Raw genomic sequence first — 15,943 nt, forward strand, 5'->3', positions numbered from 1 at the left:
TCCTCAACTTGGTCGTCGCGGCGGACGCCCCTCGGTCAGGAAATACACCGTTCGCGCCCGGCTCAAGCGCAATCGTTCCAAGGCGAACTCCACCAGTTGATACGGCACGGCGCGATCGGCCTTCACGACGAAGGGGCGATCGGGCGTGCGCCGGAGCACATCGGCGATGAAACGATCGAGCTGCTCGATGCTCTGCACCGTCTCAGAATGCTCCCCATCGGTGACCTTAATCACGCGATCCACCGTGATTGTGATGAGCGCGCTGTTGCGATAGACGTCTTCCCGATTGACCGAAGTCGGCAAATCCACGACCGTCTGATCCGTAGTGAACACCGTCGTGACCAAGAAGAAGATGATGAGCAGGAAGGCGATGTCGGCCATCGAGGCCGTCGGGACCGTCGGCGCGATCCGATGAATGCGCTTCCTCAACTGCAGCATATGTTGTCCTCAGCGTCCGGCCATCGGCGTCTCAATCTCCGGCCGTGGCAAATAGGGCTCCATCTCCTTGAGCGTCTCCAGGAGCATGGCGCCGGCTGTCTCCATGCTGAGGGAGATTTTGTTCACCCGCGTGGTCAGATAGTTATACGCCGCTTGCGTCGGCAATGCAATGATCAATCCCGTGGCCGTCGTGATCAAGGCTTCTGAGATGCCACCAGCGACGGCGCGCGGATTCCCCAGACCCACTTCCGCCACGCGATCGAAGGCGTTGATCATCCCTGTCACCGTCCCCAAGAAACCGAACAGCGGCGCGATGTTGGCGACCGTTGCCAAGACCCAGAGGAATCGCTCCAATCGCGCCACCTCTTGCGTCGCCACGATCCCCATGATGCGCTCGATCTCCTCGGCCGGCTTGCCGACCTGCAGCAGCCCCGCCTTCAATGTGTTCGCAATCGGTCCCTGGATGGTGTCGCAGACCCGCACGGCTCCTTCCAGATCGCGGGCATGCAGCGCGCGACGGACGCGGCTGACGATCTCCGCCGCATCGTCCTTGATCCGATGCAGCACCCAGCCACGCTCGATGATCACCACCAGCCCGGCCAGCGAACAAATCAACAACGGATACATGACGGGACCGCCTCGCTGGAAGTAATCCACGAGCGTCCCCCATCCGATCAAAAGAAGCGGTATGCTCACGATGAGATGACTCACCACGGTTCACTCTCCCGGCTTGGCCATGTTTCGCCCCAAAGATGTACGATGTGAGGCCGAAAAGTCAACTCATTCCCCCACGATTTGAAAGATGAGGCGGCGTTGACGCGGATGCGTGTCGAAATCAATGAGGACGATCTGCTGCCAGGTACCGAGCAGCAGCTCCTTGTTCACAAACGGCACCGTAAGTGATGGCCCCACCAAGGCCGCGCGCACATGGCTGTGCCCGTTGTCGTCAATGGCATTGTGCCGATACGGCATGTTCTCCGGAACGAGTCGGCGAATGGCGTCGGCCAAATCAGCGACCACGTTCGGCTCGTATTCGATCGTCGTCACTCCGGCCGTCGAACCGGGCACGAAAATCGTCACCGTCCCCGAAGAGATCGCGCTCGAGCGAACGGCCCGCGCGACCTCTGGGGTGATGTCCCGAATCTCGTCTCGCCCCTGCGTCGGGAGCGTCACCTGCTTCGTCTCAACCGCCATAGCGAAAGGGAAATCTTAGCGAAGTCGCGGAGGCTTTTCAACAGCGCGCGAGTAGCCTCGCTCTCACGCACTGGCCCCCGCAGGGACCATCCCGTATAATGAACGCCCTTGCGTCATGAACCGCATCTACAATTTCTCGGCCGGACCGGCGATGCTTCCCGCGCCGGTCTTGGAAGAAGCGCAGCGCCACCTGCGGGCGTTGCCGGGTATCGGCATGTCCGTGTTGGAGATCAGCCACCGCTCCCGATGGTTCGAAGAGCTTCGAGATGAAGCCGAAGCCAACCTTCGAGCATTGCTTCAATTGCCCAATGACTATCATGTGCTCTTCCTGCAAGGCGGCGCGAGCCTGCAGTTCTCGATGGTCCCGATGAACATGCTGCGCGGTCGCCGTGCGGTCGCCGAGTATATCCTCACGGGCTTTTGGAGCGAACGGGCTGCCGCGGAAGCGCGGCGTGAGGGCAATGTGCGCGTCCTCTGGAGTGGAGAGTCGGAGCAATACCGGCGCGCGCCGCGCGCAGATGAGATCCGCGTCGACCCGCAAGCCGCCTACGTCCACTTCACTTCGAACGAGACGATCCAGGGCGTGCAGTTCGCCACGGAGCCGGAGACGGGCGATGTGCCACTCATTTGCGATGCTTCTTCGGATTTCCTCTCACGTCCCATCCCCATCGAGCGATATGCCTTGCTTTACGCGGGCGCGCAAAAGAATGCCGGAACGGCCGGCCTGACCATCGTCTTGCTGCGCGAGGATCTGCTTGACCGCATCCCGGACGGCCTCCCCTCGATGCTCGATTATCGCGTGCACGTGCGGCATCGCTCGGTCTACAACACCCCACCCGTGTTCGCGATCTATATCCTCGTGCTCGTCACGCGCTGGCTCTTGCGGGAGATCGGCGGCTTGGAGCGCATGGCCGCTTTGAATCGTCAGAAGGCGCAACTCCTCTACGACGTCATTGATCACAGCGAAGGCTTCTATCGCGGCCATGCCCATCCAGAGAGTCGATCCATCATGAATGTGACCTGGCGGTTGCCGAACGAAGAATTGGAGCGAACGTTCCTGCGAGAGGCTGAAGCGCGCGGACTTTACGAATTGAAAGGGCATCGCTCGGTCGGCGGCTTGCGCGCCTCGCTTTACAACGCGATGCCCCTTGAGGGGGTTCGCGCCCTCTGCGACTTCATGCAGGAATTCCGAGAGCGATACGACCGACGTCGGTGACTCATCCCACAGCGCACCTCCAAACGAGCCGGGGCTGGAAAACCTCCTCGGTGCTCGTCGCTCGAGTCAAGTAAGGATTGATCGCTCCGACGGCCGCGACAGGGAAGCTGAGCGCGGTCATCAATATCCCGGGCATTGCGGGCGCAATCGAGTTCTCCTCTCCTCGAAGAGTTCGACCGAACGCCGCGCCTGCGAGAAGTGTCGCCGTTTGACCACACTCGCCGTGGCGAATCCGCCACACGCGGAGGAAGAGCGTGCTTTCTCCAAAGCGCTGATCTCTCCTGAATGCGAAACTTGGATAGGGATACGACCGCCCCAAGAGCTTCGGCACAAGGCTTGCTACCGATTTCGCGTATGCGCTCGCGTCAACAGACCCTCGCGCGTCCGGTGGAAATCGAAGGGATCGGACTGCACACGGGAGTACGCGCGCGGCTGAGGCTATGTCCAGCTCCGGCGTATACGGGACTGCTGTTTCGCCGCGTGGACTTGGATGGATTTGAGGTTCCGGCTTCGCCGCAATATGTGGCGCACGTCAGCTATGCGACGGCGCTCGTACGCGCAGGCGTCATGGTCGCGACGGTCGAACATTTGCTGGCGGCGCTCTATGCCTGCGGCGTGGACAACGCCTTCATCGAACTGGATGCCTTGGAAGTGCCCATCCTCGATGGCAGCGCTGCGCCCTTCGTCGAACTGCTCATGCGCGCCGGACGTCGGACGCTCGACGCACCGCGACAATATCTGCGCGTTCGCCAGCCGATTCGCGTGGGCGATGGCCAAAAATACATCGCCTTCTCCCCGGATGCGTGCCTTCGCTTGAGCTGCACGATTGAGTTCGCGCATCCGATGATCGGACGACAGCACCGCGAGTTGATCGTCACGGAAGAGACGTTCGTCGAGGAGTTGGCCCCCGCGCGCACGTTCGGGTTCCTCGAAGACGTCGAGAAGCTCCGCCAGATGGGACTCATTCGCGGCGGTTCTCTGCAAAACGCCATCGTCCTCACGCGCGACGGCCTCCTCAACTCGGAAGGCCTGCGATTCCCGGATGAGTTCGTGCGCCACAAGATGGTGGACTTGCTCGGGGATCTCGCATTGCTCGGACGCCCTCTGCTCGCGCGCGTGGAAGCGTGGCGTCCCGGCCACGCCATGAACGCGATGGCCGTGGCTGCCCTCTTGCGCGATCCTACGGCGTGGGAACTCTCCGATTAATCCCACTGGGATTTGAGCGGGGTGCACACCCCGACCGATGAATACCGATGAATGCGGATGCGCTACGCCACAGGCCGAGACAGTTCGCCCAAGAGTGAACTGACCGCTTGCAACAGCTCCTCGATCCGATAAGGCTTTTGCAGGAACCGCACATGGGGATGCTCTGGGAGACGCGTTCCCAAATTATCCACGTCGTAACCGCTGCAAAGGACGACCTTCATCTGGGGATTCATCTGCACCAACCGCTCGTAGCACATGAATCCTCCCATTCGGGGCATCGTCACGTCGAGAATCACGAGCGCGATCTCCCTCTGCCGCTCCCGATAGATCTCAAGTGCTTCAGCACCATCCGACGCCATGATCACATCGTAACCATGGCGCGTGAGGATGAGCGTGGCGACGCGCCGCACTGCCGGCTCATCATCCACGAGAAGAATGAGCGGACGTGCGCACGAAGGCTCCTCGGAGACCTCAGACGCGAGCACTTCCGAAGCCACCGGCAGGTAGAGCGCGAACGTCGTCCCCCGCCCCAGTTGACTCTCGACGTCAATGAATCCTCCGGCGTTCTTCACGATGCCATAGACGAGCGAGAGCCCCAAGCCCGTTCCCTTCCCCACCTCTTTCGTCGTGTAAAACGGATCGAAGATGCGCGGGATCTGCTCCGGCGCGATCCCCACGCCGGTGTCGGAGACCCAGATTACCACGTACTCGCCAGCGAAGGCCTCGCCCGCCCGCACGCGCGGATGATCCGGCGAGAGAATGACGTTCCCCGTTCGAAGCGTCAACAGTCCCCCTTGCGGCATCGCATCGCGCGCGTTCACGCAGAGATTCATGAGCGCCTGCTCCAGATGCGCGGGGTTGATGCGAACGGGGCGCAGGTTCGGCGCTAGCTCCGTCCGGATGGAAATGCTGGCGTCGAAAGAGCCGCGCAGCAAGCGCATGAGATTCTCCACCACGTCGTTCACCTTCACCAAGGTAGGCGGAGCAGTCGAAGGACGACTGAAGAGCAACAGTTGCGACGTTAGCTCGGCCGCTCGCTGCGCCGCTTCTTCGATTGCCTGAAGAGGCTGACGCGCCGGATCGTCTGGCTGGATTCGGGCCAGGAGAAGCGATGCATAGCCGAGGATCACCGTGAGCAAATTGTTGAAATTGTGCGCGATCCCGGCGGCCAACGTGCCGACGCTCTCCAATCGCTGCGCATACAAGAGCTGCTGCTGCAGCCGATGCCGCTCCGTCACATCAACGAGCATGCCCTCGTAATAGAGTACCTTCCCTTCCTCATCGGTCACCGCGCGCGCATACTCCTGCACGAAGATGTGCCCACCGTCCCGACGACGCAACGCAAACTCCACACCGTTGAGTCGCCCCGTGCGATGTAAGACCTCCATGTTCCTCCGGCGTTCGGAGGCGTCCACATACAGATCCCGCTCGATGTCCACCTGCAGCAGCTCCTCCACCGAGTCATATCCGAGCATGCGCGCCAGTGCCGGATTCGCCACGAGGATTCGCCCCTGAGGAGTGCTCTGATAAATCCCCACGACGGCATTCTCGAAGATGCTGCGATATTGTGCCTCTAAGCGCCGAGCTTGTTGATACAGCTCCGCATGTCGGAGTGCGAGCCCCACTTGATAGCTGACGACGCGAACGAGCTCGATCTCCTCCGCGCTCCAGGTCCGCGGTCGCCCCGTCATCGTGAACCAGAGAACGGCTTGGAGTTGGTCCTCACGAAGGATCGTTGCGTACAGGATCGCCCGCGCATTCGCAGCGCGATAGAGCGAGAGCACGGGCTGCGCTAAAGGATGCGCCTCCACATCGTGGAACGCCAGCACGCCCACGCGACGTACGGCTTCAACAATCGGCGCGTAGTCCGAAAGCCGATACCGCGGTTGAACAGGAGGAACGTCCGGCTTGTGATACTGATGAACGACCTCGACCAAATCCTCCTCCTCGACGATGCGGGCGAAAACGGCGCGATCTACGTCGAGGAATCGGGCTAGCTCTTCCAGAGAGCGCCGCGCGATCTCTCGCGCATCGAGCCATTCATACATCCGCTCGATAATGCGCCATACAAGCACCTCCCGCGCAGTTGCCTGCGGCATTTCCGCAGGGATGTTTTTGGGGAAAGGGGTATCCACGCGCTCTGCTCGTTCTAAGGGTTCCGAAATTTCGCTCATCGAATCCCTTTCACCTTCCGAAACCTGCTCTCATTCAGGGCCAATAACCCTATTCCGACGGCGGCGCTTTTGTCAAGGTGCTACCGCCACATGACCGGCGAAGGCTCTTTTTGACTTCTCTCCCTCGTTTCGGATATGGTTTTGTGCTTCATCGCGAGGTGCATGTGCGCGGCTCACGGCGGAGAGATCTTGCAGGGCCGGGCGCCTTTCGCCACAGGCTCAGCGAGCCCGACGGAGCGCGTGGGCAGGAGGGATGATGCTCGGAGAACTCTTTCGACGCAAGAGCGTAGATGCCATCCTCATCGAGAGTGAGAAACCTGAATATCGGCTCAAGCGCACGCTCACGGCCTGGGACCTGACGGCGCTTGGCATCGGCGCCATCATCGGCGCGGGGATTTTCGCCCTGACGGGTACGGCGGCAGCCGGAACCGTGGATCCGGTCACCGGACAAGTCCTTCGTCCCGGTGCTGGCCCCGGATTGATCCTCTCCTTTGTGCTGACAGCCATCGCCTGCGCTTTCTGTGCACTTTGCTATGCCGAATTCGCATCCTTGATCCCCATCTCCGGAAGCGCATACACTTACGCGTATGCGACGCTGGGCGAACTGCTCGCCTGGATCATCGGCTGGGATCTGATCCTCGAATACGCCGTCGGCAATATCGCCGTAGCTGTGAGTTGGTCGGGGTATTTCATTGAACTCCTTCGCGGACTTGGCCTGGAAATCCCTCCGGAATGGCGATGGCTCACGGTGAGCTACAATGTCGGCGTGCATGCTCCGGAGATCGTCGCGCACGCCCCACGCCTTTTTGGCGTTCCCATCATCGTCAACGTCCCGGCCTTCGCCATCGTTGCAATGCTCACGGTCCTTCTAGTCATTGGCGTCAAAGAGAGCGCGCGCTTCAATGCCGTGATGGTCGCCGTGAAGCTGCTTGTGCTGCTCTTCTTCATTGTGATCGGGTTCTTCTACGTGAAGCCGGAGAACTGGCAACCCTTTGCTCCCAACGGCTGGAAAGGGATCATGACGGGCGCGGCGCTCGTCTTCTTCGCCTATATTGGCTTCGACGCCATCTCCACGACGGCGGAGGAGACGCGCCGTCCGCAGCGCGATCTGCCCCTGGGTATGCTCGGTTCGCTCGCCATCTGCACGATCCTCTACGTGATCACAGCGGCCGTGCTCACAGGGCTCGTACATTACTCGGAGTTGAACGTGCCGGAGCCGTTGGCACTCGCGTTGCGTATCCTTGACCTGAATTGGGCGGCAGGGATCGTCGCCTTCGGCGCCGTCGTGGCCACGACCTCCGTCTTACTCGTCTTTCAGATGGGACAGCCGCGCATCTTTTTCTCCATGTCGCGTGACGGACTGCTTCCGGCGCGATTCGCGCGCGTGCATCCGCGATTTAAGACGCCCTATGTGACGACGATCCTCACGGGCGTCGCCGTCGCCATTCCGGCCGCCTTCGTGGACATTGGGGAAGCGGCGGAATTGACCAACATCGGCACGCTCTTCGCCTTCGTCCTCGTGTGTGCCGGGGTGATCGTCTTGCGCTATACGGATCCCGACCGGCCGCGTCCATTCCGCACGCCGCTTGTTCCTTGGATTCCTCTTCTGGGCATTGCCAGTTGTCTTTACCTGATGCTCAGCTTGCCGCGTATCACCTGGATTCGATTTGGCTTCTGGCTGGCTGTGGGATTGCTGATCTACGTCTTCTACGGGGTCACGCACAGCCGATGGATTCGCCAGCAAACGCCCCGACGCCCGCTGCAGATCGCTGGGCTCGGTGTCTCCCTCATGATCTTGGCGCTTGTCGGCTTCGCTGCAAGCCACCATTACCAAGAGTTGATGGCGAAGGCCATGCAGACCGATTCGAGCACATTGCTCGCCTACGCGATGCGAATGTATCACCTGACTCGCGTTGGAAGCGTGGGTGGCTTAGGCGGAGGGGCCGTACTGCTGCTCATCGGCCTTTGGTTGGGGCGAAAGCGTCGGAGATAGCAACGGTCACTTCGTCTTCTGCGGATAGGGGCAAAGGGTCTGCAGCACGCATTGCCCACAGAGGGGTCGGCGCGCGCGACATGTCTCTCGCCCGTGAAAGATGAGCCGGTGGCTGAATGCGATCCACTCCCCTTTGGGAATCAGCGCCATGAGGTCCCGCTCGACCTTGTCTCGATCCGTGTGCCTCGTTAATCCAAGACGCTGCGCAACTCGCAGAACGTGCGTGTCCACGACGATGCCCGAGGGAATGCCAAAGGCATTCTGCAGGACGACGTTGGCCGTCTTCCGCGCTACGCCCGGGAGCGTGAGCAATGCCTCCATTGTCGCTGGCACCTCTCCGCCGAAATCGGCGACGATCTTCTGACACGCGGCCTTGATCGCCCGCGCTTTGTTCCGATAGTAGCCAGTGGGCCGGATCAAATGCTCCAACTCACGCAGCGGAGCGGCCGCATAGTCCGCGGCCGTGCGATACTTCTGGAAAAGCTCGGCCGTGACTCGATTCACCCGCTCATCGGTGCACTGCGCCGAGAGGATCGTTGCCACCAAAAGTTCCAATGGAGTGCGAAAATGTAAAGCCGTGCGCGCGACGGGATATTTCTCCTGCAACCGCGCGAGAATCTCTCGAGCCCGCGCCTGTTCCTCGGGCGAGGGCGAGCGCGGTTCAACCGCGGCAGGTCCTGCTCCTCGCCTCCGCCGTGCGCGAGCAGCCTGCGCCATCGTTTCGACTTTCTCGCTCTTCCCTCTCGGCATAGCGCCATAAGGTAGTGGTGCGGCCATTCCGTGTCAAGATGCCCCTGTGCTATAATGACCGGTGACCTTTATGGAAGGGGAGACAGTTAATCAAGGCGAGTTGAGAAAAAGGCCCGACGTCACTCCTCACTCTCCCCCTTTCCCTATCTCGGGACGAGACCGATATGGGAGGAGGCGATTGTGAACCCGGAGCTGGAAAAACTGATCGCCTTGCAAGAACTAGATCTGAAGATCCGAGCGTTGGAAGAAGAGATCGCCACCGTGCCGACGAAGCGGGCCGAGTTGGAGCGGGAATTTGAGACCTTCGCCGCCGAGTATTTGGAGAAGAAGTCTCGCCTGGAGACCTCCAAGCGTCAGCATCGGCAGTTGGAGATGGACCTGCAAGACGCCCAACTGCGGCTGGAGAAGTATAAAAACGACCTCATGCGCGTGCGAAATCAGACGGAATATGCAGCGGCGCTGCGCGAGATTGATATGGCCAAGAAGCTCGTCAGCGCACTGGAGACGCAAATCCTGGAGCTTCTGGAGACGATCGAGACGCTCGAACGGGAGGTTCAAGAGCGAACGCCGGAGATCGAGGCCAAGCGACAACACGTGGATGCGCTGCTGGCTGAATACGCGACAGCCGTCGAGCGATTGACCGAAGAGTTGAATCGCATGCGGCAACAGCGCGAGCGCCTCATGCAGACGATCCGCCCGGACTTGCTCAACCGCTACATGCGCTTGGTCGAGCTGCGCGACGGACTCGCGCTGGCGGAAGTGCGCGATGGGTCCTGTACAGCGTGCTATATGACCATCCGCCCGCAAGTCTACGCTGACGTGCGCAAAGGCGAGGAGATCCTCACCTGCGACCATTGCAGCCGGATCCTCTATTACCGCGGGGCCGCCGTCGAAAGCTCCGAATCGGTGGCGTGAAGGTATGCGATCGTCCGAATGAACCCGGCGCCATGGTCGGCCGAGGGATGTCTTCCTCCGGAGAGGAGGTTCCGAGGCGCGCACTGTTCGAGAGGGATAAAAATCGCACCGCGAGGATTCGCGTAGGACTCTAGGGGAGGTTCAATTGATCATGTCCGAGAGCATCTTTCGCCGCGTCATCCTCATCGTCCTCGATAGCGTCGGGATTGGGGAAATGCCCGATGCCGATCGGTATGGTGACCAGGGAAGCGACACGCTCGGCCATCTTTTCGCCTATCGCCCGCTTCAGGTTCCGAACTTGCGCCGTTATGGGATCGCCAATATCAAGCCCGTCGCTCTGCCTCCGGTCGAGACTCCTCAAGGTGCCTTCGGACGCGCAGCTATCGCTTCAGCGGGCAAGGACACGACGACCGGACATTGGGAGATCGCTGGGATTATCACAGATCTCCCCTTCCCCACATATCCGAACGGCTTCCCCCCGGAGATCATCGAGGCCTTCGAACGGGCGATCGGACGAAAAGTGCTCGGCAACAAGCCCGCCTCCGGAACGGAGATCATCCGGGAACTCGGCGAAGAGCACATGCGGACGGGACGTCCGATCGTCTACACGTCGGCCGACAGCGTCTTTCAAATCGCCGCTCATGAGGAGATCATCCCGCGCGAGGAGCTGTACCGGATGTGTGAGATCGCGCGGCGTCTACTGGACGGCCCCCATCGCGTCGGGCGCGTCATCGCTCGACCGTTCATTGGAACGCCGGGGAATTTCCGACGCACGGAAGGGCGGCGGGATTATGCCGTTGATCCCCCCTCGCCCACGTTGCTCGACCTGCTCAAAGGGTCCGGATGGGAGACGGTCGCCGTCGGAAAGACGGGTTCCATCTTCAATCACCGCGGGTTCACGCGCGAGATCCCCGCGGGCAACAACATGGCCTCGATCGAGAGTACCCTCCTGGCCATGCGCGAGACCGACGCGGGATTGATCTTCACCAACCTCGTGGACTTCGACATGCTCTACGGCCATCGCAACGACGTCGAAGGCTACGCGCGCGCGCTCGAGGCATTCGATGCTCGCCTGCCGGAGATCGAAGCCCATCTCCGCGAAGACGATCTCCTTTTGCTCACAGCCGATCATGGGTGCGATCCGACGACCCCTTCGACCGATCATTCGCGCGAGTACGTTCCCATACTCGCCTACGGAGCCCGCGTGCGCCGAGGAGTGGATCTGGGAATTCGCCGTTCCCTGGCCGATATCGGTCAGACGATTGCTGAGAACTTCGGTCTTCGGCTCTCGGCCGGCGAGAGCTTCCTCGCTGAGATCGCTGTCCGCCCGCGCGCGTTGTGAGCGTCACTTCCGGAATCTCCTCGCGCGCGAGCCCCCGTTAACGAGCTGGCGGATCCACAGCCGAGACGTTCTTCAACACGGCGACGAAGGGCAAATTCCGATACCGTTGGGCGTAGTCCAAACCGAATCCGACGACGAAGGCATCCGGGATGTCGAATCCCTTGTACGCAACGGGAACATCCACGAGGCGTCGCGATGGCTTGTTCAACAGCGTAACGATGCGCAGCGATTTGACTCCACGGGAGAGGAAATTGTTCATGAGGTAGTTGAGCGTCAACCCCGTATCGAGGATGTCCTCCACCAACAGCACATCGCGCCCGGCCAAGCTCTCATCCAAGTCTTTGACGATGCGCACCTCTCCCGATGTCTTCGTCGCATTGCCGTAGCTGGAGACGGCGATGAAATCCACAGTGATCGGCAGATCAATGTGGCGAATGAGTTCCGCCAGGAACACCACGGCTCCCTTGAGCACGCACACCAGATGCGGCGTCGTCCCCGCATAATCGCGGGTGATCTCCGCCCCCAGCTCGGCAATCCGACGCTTGAGTGTCGCCTCATCAATGAGGACTTCAAGGTCCGGATTGTAGAATTCCGACATCCGCTCCGTCTGCGGAGCCATGTTCCCTTCTCCCTTCACTCGATAAGGAAGGCGAAATATAGACCGCTCCCCTCGAAGCGTCAATCGCTCGAGCCCGCGAAGTGAAATGATCTTGCCCTCGTTGATCTGTCCTCACTTGAAGAAAGGCTCCCGCGACCGATATACTCCTCGATGGGATTGGCCCCCTTTGGAAGGGAAGAGCGATGCGGAGGGTTGGCCGAATTCGGTAAGGCACCGGTCTTGAAAACCGGCGGGCCTGACGGCCCATGTGGGTTCGAATCCCACACCCTCCGCCACTCCTCAAGTGGCCTCATGTCCAGCGACCAACAGGGATACCATCTTTCGTGTCGGACGAGCGAGATGACGAAAAGGCGCGACCGCTTCAGTAAAGAGCGCGCTCGAGAAGTGGTCGCGCCCACGGTCGCTTCTCATTCGCTGGCCACATGGACCAGTTCCTTACTCGACGACCAAGCTCGTCGTGAGCGGAATGGGATTCGTGATGCAATAAGCTCCCGGGCAGCGCTCGCGCGCGAGCCGCTCGATCTCCTCCAGTTTCTCGCGCGGCGCATCGGCGGAGACAGTAACCGTGATCTCCACTCCCTCGATGATCGGATTAGAGGAAAGGCCGAGCGTCCGACTCAAGTCCACACGATTTTCGGCAGCCACAATCAGCTTCTTGAGCGTGATCCCTTCCATCGCCGCCAGCGTGGCGAACGTCCCAGCGAAACATGATGCTAAGCCGTAGAGGCAGTACTGAATGGGATCGGGTTTCCTCCCACCTCCCCCCATGAACGGTGCCCCATCAGCTTCGACGACATCTGCGCCCGCCGGATACTCCAACCGCGCGCGAAACTGAGGTTGTCCTTCTTCCAACACCCATTCCCCCTCGACGCGCTTCCGCTTCTTCGCTGCTTGAGGATCGCGCTGCACATCGGCCGCGAAGGCCATGACGGCTTCAGTATTGACATTGTTCACGCCCATCGCTCCCTCCTCGCACAAGAATCGGTCTACGTTCCAGTTCCTCCTCCGTCTGAGGAGGTCGGCAATGCTGATAACACCTCATCCACAAAAAGCGGCTCGGGGAGCGCCCCCTCGATGAACCTCGTCTCGTTGACGACCGTGAGGGGGACGCCCATGACCTGATACTTCGTAATGAGGTACGGGAACTCGGAGACCTCGACCATATCCGCGCGAATCCATTCGCACTCGATCGCCATGCGATGTGCCAGCCGCACCGCGGCCGGACAATACGGTCAGGTGGGGGTGACCAAGACCTGAATATGCAGCGGTGCGCTCACCCGACGCAGCTTCTCCCGCGTCTCCGGCGAGAGACCGGAATCGGCGCGCGAAACGGCCACGATCGTGTCTATGAGCGCGGCGAACTCGTAGCCGGAGGGGATGCCGTAGAAGCGAATCCCATAATCCCGCTCCCCCAGGACGACCGTCGCTGGAATCTTATCCACGCCGAAAGTCGCAACCTGCTCGCGATCGAGTTGGAAGTTATAGACGTCGAGGCGGATCTTGTCGGATACCTCGGCCAGCTCGCGCAAGAGCTGGCCCGTCTCTCGACATGTCGCGCACTCCAGCTCTTGAGTGAAGAAGACGAGCCGCACGGGATTCACCATGTCGGCTAATCGTCGTTGTAGCTCCATCCGCATGCGTTCATCCAAAAATCCCATAACGCCCTCCTCTACACGCCTAACTCCAGGCGGGTACGAATGACACGCATCAGTTGCTCCCGCCCCAAGAGGCCAACGACCCGCCCGTTTTGCACGACGGGCACTTGATTGATGTTGTGGTCATCCATCAAAGCGAGCACGTCCACAAGCTCCATCTCCGGTGGGACGGCATGCAGTTCGGCCTCCGGAATAGCCACGGCCTCCAGAGGCGTCACCGCCCACGCCGAGCGCGGCACTTGCCGCACTTGATGCAACGTGATTAATCCCACGAGGCGATCATCCTCGACCACGAGCGCACAGCGCCGCCCCGTGCGCAGCAAATGTTCCTCCACCAATTCGGCCACGCTCATTCCCCGGGGCAAGAAGAGGCAATCCGTCGTCATCGCCTCCGCAGCCCGAATCCCCCGCAGCAAGCGCCGTACATCGAGTTGCGCGACGGTCGCTTGTGCGGCGCTCAGGAGGAACCAGCCGATGAATCCCATCCACAATCCGCTCACGAAATTCCCCGAAAACGCGATCCAGACACCCGCCACGATGAAGAGATAAGCGATCCCCTGCCCGGCTCCCGAGGCCAAGCGCGTCCCCCGATCATAGCTCCCCGTCGCGTGCCACAACGCGGCGCGAAGAATCCGCCCGCCATCCAGAGGAAATCCGGGGATCAGATTGAATGCCGCCAACAGGAAATTGATCCGTCCCAGCCACTGGCCGAGTACCTGAAGTGGCTCGCTGAGTCCCTCGACCCCACGAGAGAAGCCATAGAACGCACTGGCCAGAAGGAAACTCACCACGGGCCCGGCTACGGCGATCTGAAACTCGTCGCGCGGCTGGCTCGGCTCGCGCTCAATTTGCGCCACGCCACCGAAGACGAAGAGCGTGATCGCACGCACCCGAATCCCTTTGCGCAGAGCGACAAGGCTGTGTCCCAGTTCATGGAGTAGGACCGAGAGAAACAGCAGAAGGCTCGTCACAACGCCCAAGCTGTACGAGATGCCGCGCGTCCATTCCGGATGCTCAGTCGCAAATTGCGCCACGAGTGATAAGGTCACGAGCACGAAGACGATGAACCACGAATAATGGAGTCCCACCGGAATGCCGAAGATGTGCCCCAACCGAATGGTATGCGCGAACACAGCTCGCTCCTGAAAGAACGCCTGCGCTCCGAAAACGTCCGGAACGCCTATTGCTCATCCCTTACCCTACTTCCCCCGCTCCTCGATAGGGACGTAATCGCGTCGGGGTGGGCCGATGTAGATCTGCCGGGGGCGGGCGATCTTCTGCTCGGGGTCCTGCAGCATCTCCAACCACTGGGCAATCCACCCGGCCGTGCGCGGGATGGCAAACAGCACCGGGAACATCTCCACCGGAAACCCCATCGCCTGATAGATGATCCCCGAATAGAAATCCACATTCGGATAGAGCCGCCGACTCACAAAATACTCGTCCTCCAACGCAATCCGCTCCAACGCCAACGCAATGTCCAACAGGGGATTGCGCCCCGTCACCTCAAAGACCCGATCCGCCATCTCCTTGATGATCCGCGCCCGCGGATCGTAGCTCTTGTACACCCGATGCCCAAACCCCATCAACCGCACCTCCCCCGCCTTCACCCGCTTGATGTACTCCCCCACCCGCGCCACCGACCCGATCTCCTCCAACATCCGCACCACCTGCTCATTCGCCCCCCCATGCAACGGCCCATACAACGCCGCCGCCCCAGCCGCAATCGCCGAATACAGATCCACCCGCGAACTCCCCACACTCCGCACCGCATTGGACGAACAGTTCTGCTCATGATCCGCATGCAAAATGAACAACACCTCCAACGCCCGCTCCAACACCGGATCCGGCCGATACTTCAACTCCGTCACCCGAAACATCATGTTCAAAAAATTCCCCACATACGACAGCTCATTGTCCGGATACGCATAGGGCAACCCCCGCAAATGCCGATACGCAAACGCCGCAATCGTCGGCACCTTCGCCAACAACCGCACAATCTGCTTCCGCCTCACCCCCTCATCCTCAATCCGCTTCGCCTCCGGATAAAACGTCGATAACGCCGCCACCGTGCTGATGAAAATCCCCATCGGATGCGCATCGTGATGAAACCCATCCATGAACTTCTTGATGCTCTCATGCAAAATCGTATGGTGCCGAATCTCCCACTCCCACGCCCCCAACTCCTCCCGCGTCGGCAACTCCCCATGGATCAACAAATACGCCACCTCCAAAAAACTCCCCCGCTCCGCCAACTGCTCCACCGGATACCCCCGATACAACAATACCCCACGCTCCCCATCGATGAACGTGATCCCACTGCGACACGCCGCCGTGTTCTGAAACCCCGGATCGTACACCATCAACCCAAAATCCCCCTCCCCCACCTTCACCCGCCGAAACTCCATCGCCCGCACCGCCCCCTCCTCAATCGGCACCTC

The 15,943-nt window shown here is 60.7% G+C and carries 15 protein-coding genes, 1 tRNA gene and 1 pseudogene; 6 read left to right on the top strand and 11 right to left on the bottom strand.

Going from position 1 to position 15,943, the window contains the following annotated elements:
• Positions 1-3: 3 nt before the first annotated feature.
• The 3 genes from NZ746_09615 to NZ746_09625 form a co-directional block, all read right to left on the bottom strand.
• A complete protein-coding gene (locus NZ746_09615) occupies positions 4-438 on the bottom strand; it encodes a biopolymer transporter ExbD (protein ID MCS6817624.1) in 435 nt (144 codons plus the stop codon).
• A 9-nt stretch (positions 439-447) separates the two neighbouring features.
• Positions 448-1,152 (bottom strand): MotA/TolQ/ExbB proton channel family protein, encoded by a 705-nt coding sequence (locus tag NZ746_09620; protein MCS6817625.1) that lies wholly within the window; start codon positions 1,150-1,152, stop codon positions 448-450.
• 66 nt (positions 1,153-1,218) lie between these two features.
• On the bottom strand, positions 1,219-1,632 hold the full coding sequence (locus NZ746_09625; protein ID MCS6817626.1) for a secondary thiamine-phosphate synthase enzyme YjbQ: 414 nt from the start codon (positions 1,630-1,632) through the stop codon (positions 1,219-1,221).
• A 115-nt stretch (positions 1,633-1,747) separates the two neighbouring features.
• Between NZ746_09625 and serC the strand changes: the two genes are divergently transcribed.
• Both serC and lpxC read left to right on the top strand, forming a co-directional pair.
• Positions 1,748-2,848, top strand: a complete 1,101-nt coding sequence (gene serC / locus NZ746_09630; protein ID MCS6817627.1) for a 3-phosphoserine/phosphohydroxythreonine transaminase — start codon at positions 1,748-1,750, stop codon at positions 2,846-2,848.
• 354 nt (positions 2,849-3,202) lie between these two features.
• The gene (gene lpxC, locus NZ746_09635) at positions 3,203-4,054 is read left to right on the top strand and encodes a UDP-3-O-acyl-N-acetylglucosamine deacetylase (protein ID MCS6817628.1); all 852 of its coding nucleotides are present in this window, start codon (positions 3,203-3,205) and stop codon (positions 4,052-4,054) included.
• A gap of 62 nt (positions 4,055-4,116) precedes the next feature.
• Here lpxC and NZ746_09640 read toward each other — a convergent pair whose 3' ends face one another.
• The gene (locus NZ746_09640) at positions 4,117-6,228 is read right to left on the bottom strand and encodes a response regulator (GenBank protein ID MCS6817629.1); all 2,112 of its coding nucleotides are present in this window, start codon (positions 6,226-6,228) and stop codon (positions 4,117-4,119) included.
• 253 nt (positions 6,229-6,481) lie between these two features.
• On the opposite strand from NZ746_09640, the gene NZ746_09645 reads away from it, so the two are divergent.
• Complete coding sequence (locus NZ746_09645; GenBank protein ID MCS6817630.1) at positions 6,482-8,221, top strand: amino acid permease; 1,740 nt, start codon at positions 6,482-6,484, stop codon at positions 8,219-8,221.
• A gap of 6 nt (positions 8,222-8,227) precedes the next feature.
• On the opposite strand, the gene nth is transcribed toward NZ746_09645, so the two are convergent.
• Positions 8,228-8,938, bottom strand: a complete 711-nt coding sequence (gene nth / locus NZ746_09650; protein MCS6817631.1) for an endonuclease III — start codon at positions 8,936-8,938, stop codon at positions 8,228-8,230.
• 213 nt (positions 8,939-9,151) lie between these two features.
• Here nth and NZ746_09655 point away from each other — a divergent pair, with 213 nt between their 5' ends.
• Both NZ746_09655 and NZ746_09660 read left to right on the top strand, forming a co-directional pair.
• The gene (locus tag NZ746_09655; protein MCS6817632.1) at positions 9,152-9,886 is read left to right on the top strand and encodes a C4-type zinc ribbon domain-containing protein; all 735 of its coding nucleotides are present in this window, start codon (positions 9,152-9,154) and stop codon (positions 9,884-9,886) included.
• 163 nt (positions 9,887-10,049) lie between these two features.
• Positions 10,050-11,228: a phosphopentomutase gene (locus NZ746_09660; protein MCS6817633.1), complete on the top strand. Its 1,179-nt coding sequence runs from the start codon at positions 10,050-10,052 to the stop codon at positions 11,226-11,228.
• 37 nt (positions 11,229-11,265) lie between these two features.
• Here the strand turns inward: NZ746_09660 and hpt are convergent, their stop codons facing one another.
• Positions 11,266-11,847 carry a hypoxanthine phosphoribosyltransferase gene (gene hpt, locus NZ746_09665; GenBank protein ID MCS6817634.1) on the bottom strand — a complete coding sequence of 194 codons (582 nt, stop codon included), beginning with the start codon at positions 11,845-11,847 and terminating at the stop codon, positions 11,266-11,268.
• Positions 11,848-12,033: 186 nt separating this feature from the next.
• On the opposite strand from hpt, the gene NZ746_09670 reads away from it, so the two are divergent.
• Positions 12,034-12,122 (top strand) — tRNA-Ser (locus tag NZ746_09670).
• Between the two features lie 160 nt (positions 12,123-12,282).
• Here the strand turns inward: NZ746_09670 and NZ746_09675 are convergent.
• The 5 genes and pseudogenes from NZ746_09675 to NZ746_09695 all read right to left on the bottom strand — a co-directional run.
• Positions 12,283-12,807, bottom strand: coding sequence for an OsmC family protein (locus NZ746_09675; GenBank protein MCS6817635.1), 525 nt, complete (start codon positions 12,805-12,807; stop codon positions 12,283-12,285).
• Positions 12,808-12,833: 26 nt separating this feature from the next.
• A pseudogene (locus NZ746_09680) lies at positions 12,834-13,064 on the bottom strand (thioredoxin family protein).
• Positions 13,065-13,079: 15 nt separating this feature from the next.
• A complete protein-coding gene (locus NZ746_09685) occupies positions 13,080-13,505 on the bottom strand; it encodes a thioredoxin family protein (GenBank protein ID MCS6817636.1) in 426 nt (141 codons plus the stop codon).
• A gap of 11 nt (positions 13,506-13,516) precedes the next feature.
• Complete coding sequence (locus tag NZ746_09690; protein MCS6817637.1) at positions 13,517-14,635, bottom strand: site-2 protease family protein; 1,119 nt, start codon at positions 14,633-14,635, stop codon at positions 13,517-13,519.
• Between the two features lie 66 nt (positions 14,636-14,701).
• Positions 14,702-15,943, bottom strand: a 1,242-nt coding sequence (locus tag NZ746_09695; protein MCS6817638.1) for a citrate synthase, incomplete at its 5' end; no start/stop codon positions are given.

The organism is Blastocatellia bacterium (genome assembly GCA_025055075.1).
Taxonomy (GTDB): Bacteria; Acidobacteriota; Blastocatellia; order HR10; family HR10; genus HR10.

What these genes read in the sequence shown, in the direction of transcription:
- NZ746_09685 (MCS6817636.1), bottom strand. Translation starts at nt 13,505, where the DNA reads ATGGGATTTTTGGATGAACGCATGCGGATGGAGCTACAACGACGATTA.
- nth (MCS6817631.1), bottom strand. Translation starts at nt 8,938, where the DNA reads ATGGCGCAGGCTGCTCGCGCACGGCGGAGGCGAGGAGCAGGACCTGCC.
- NZ746_09645 (MCS6817630.1), top strand. Translation starts at nt 6,482, where the DNA reads ATGATGCTCGGAGAACTCTTTCGACGCAAGAGCGTAGATGCCATCCTC.
- hpt (MCS6817634.1), bottom strand. Translation starts at nt 11,847, where the DNA reads ATGGCTCCGCAGACGGAGCGGATGTCGGAATTCTACAATCCGGACCTT.
- lpxC (MCS6817628.1), top strand. Translation starts at nt 3,203, where the DNA reads ATGCGCTCGCGTCAACAGACCCTCGCGCGTCCGGTGGAAATCGAAGGG.
- serC (MCS6817627.1), top strand. Translation starts at nt 1,748, where the DNA reads ATGAACCGCATCTACAATTTCTCGGCCGGACCGGCGATGCTTCCCGCG.
- NZ746_09675 (MCS6817635.1), bottom strand. Translation starts at nt 12,807, where the DNA reads ATGGGCGTGAACAATGTCAATACTGAAGCCGTCATGGCCTTCGCGGCC.
- NZ746_09625 (MCS6817626.1), bottom strand. Translation starts at nt 1,632, where the DNA reads ATGGCGGTTGAGACGAAGCAGGTGACGCTCCCGACGCAGGGGCGAGAC.
- NZ746_09615 (MCS6817624.1), bottom strand. Translation starts at nt 438, where the DNA reads ATGCTGCAGTTGAGGAAGCGCATTCATCGGATCGCGCCGACGGTCCCG.
- NZ746_09640 (MCS6817629.1), bottom strand. Translation starts at nt 6,228, where the DNA reads ATGAGCGAAATTTCGGAACCCTTAGAACGAGCAGAGCGCGTGGATACC.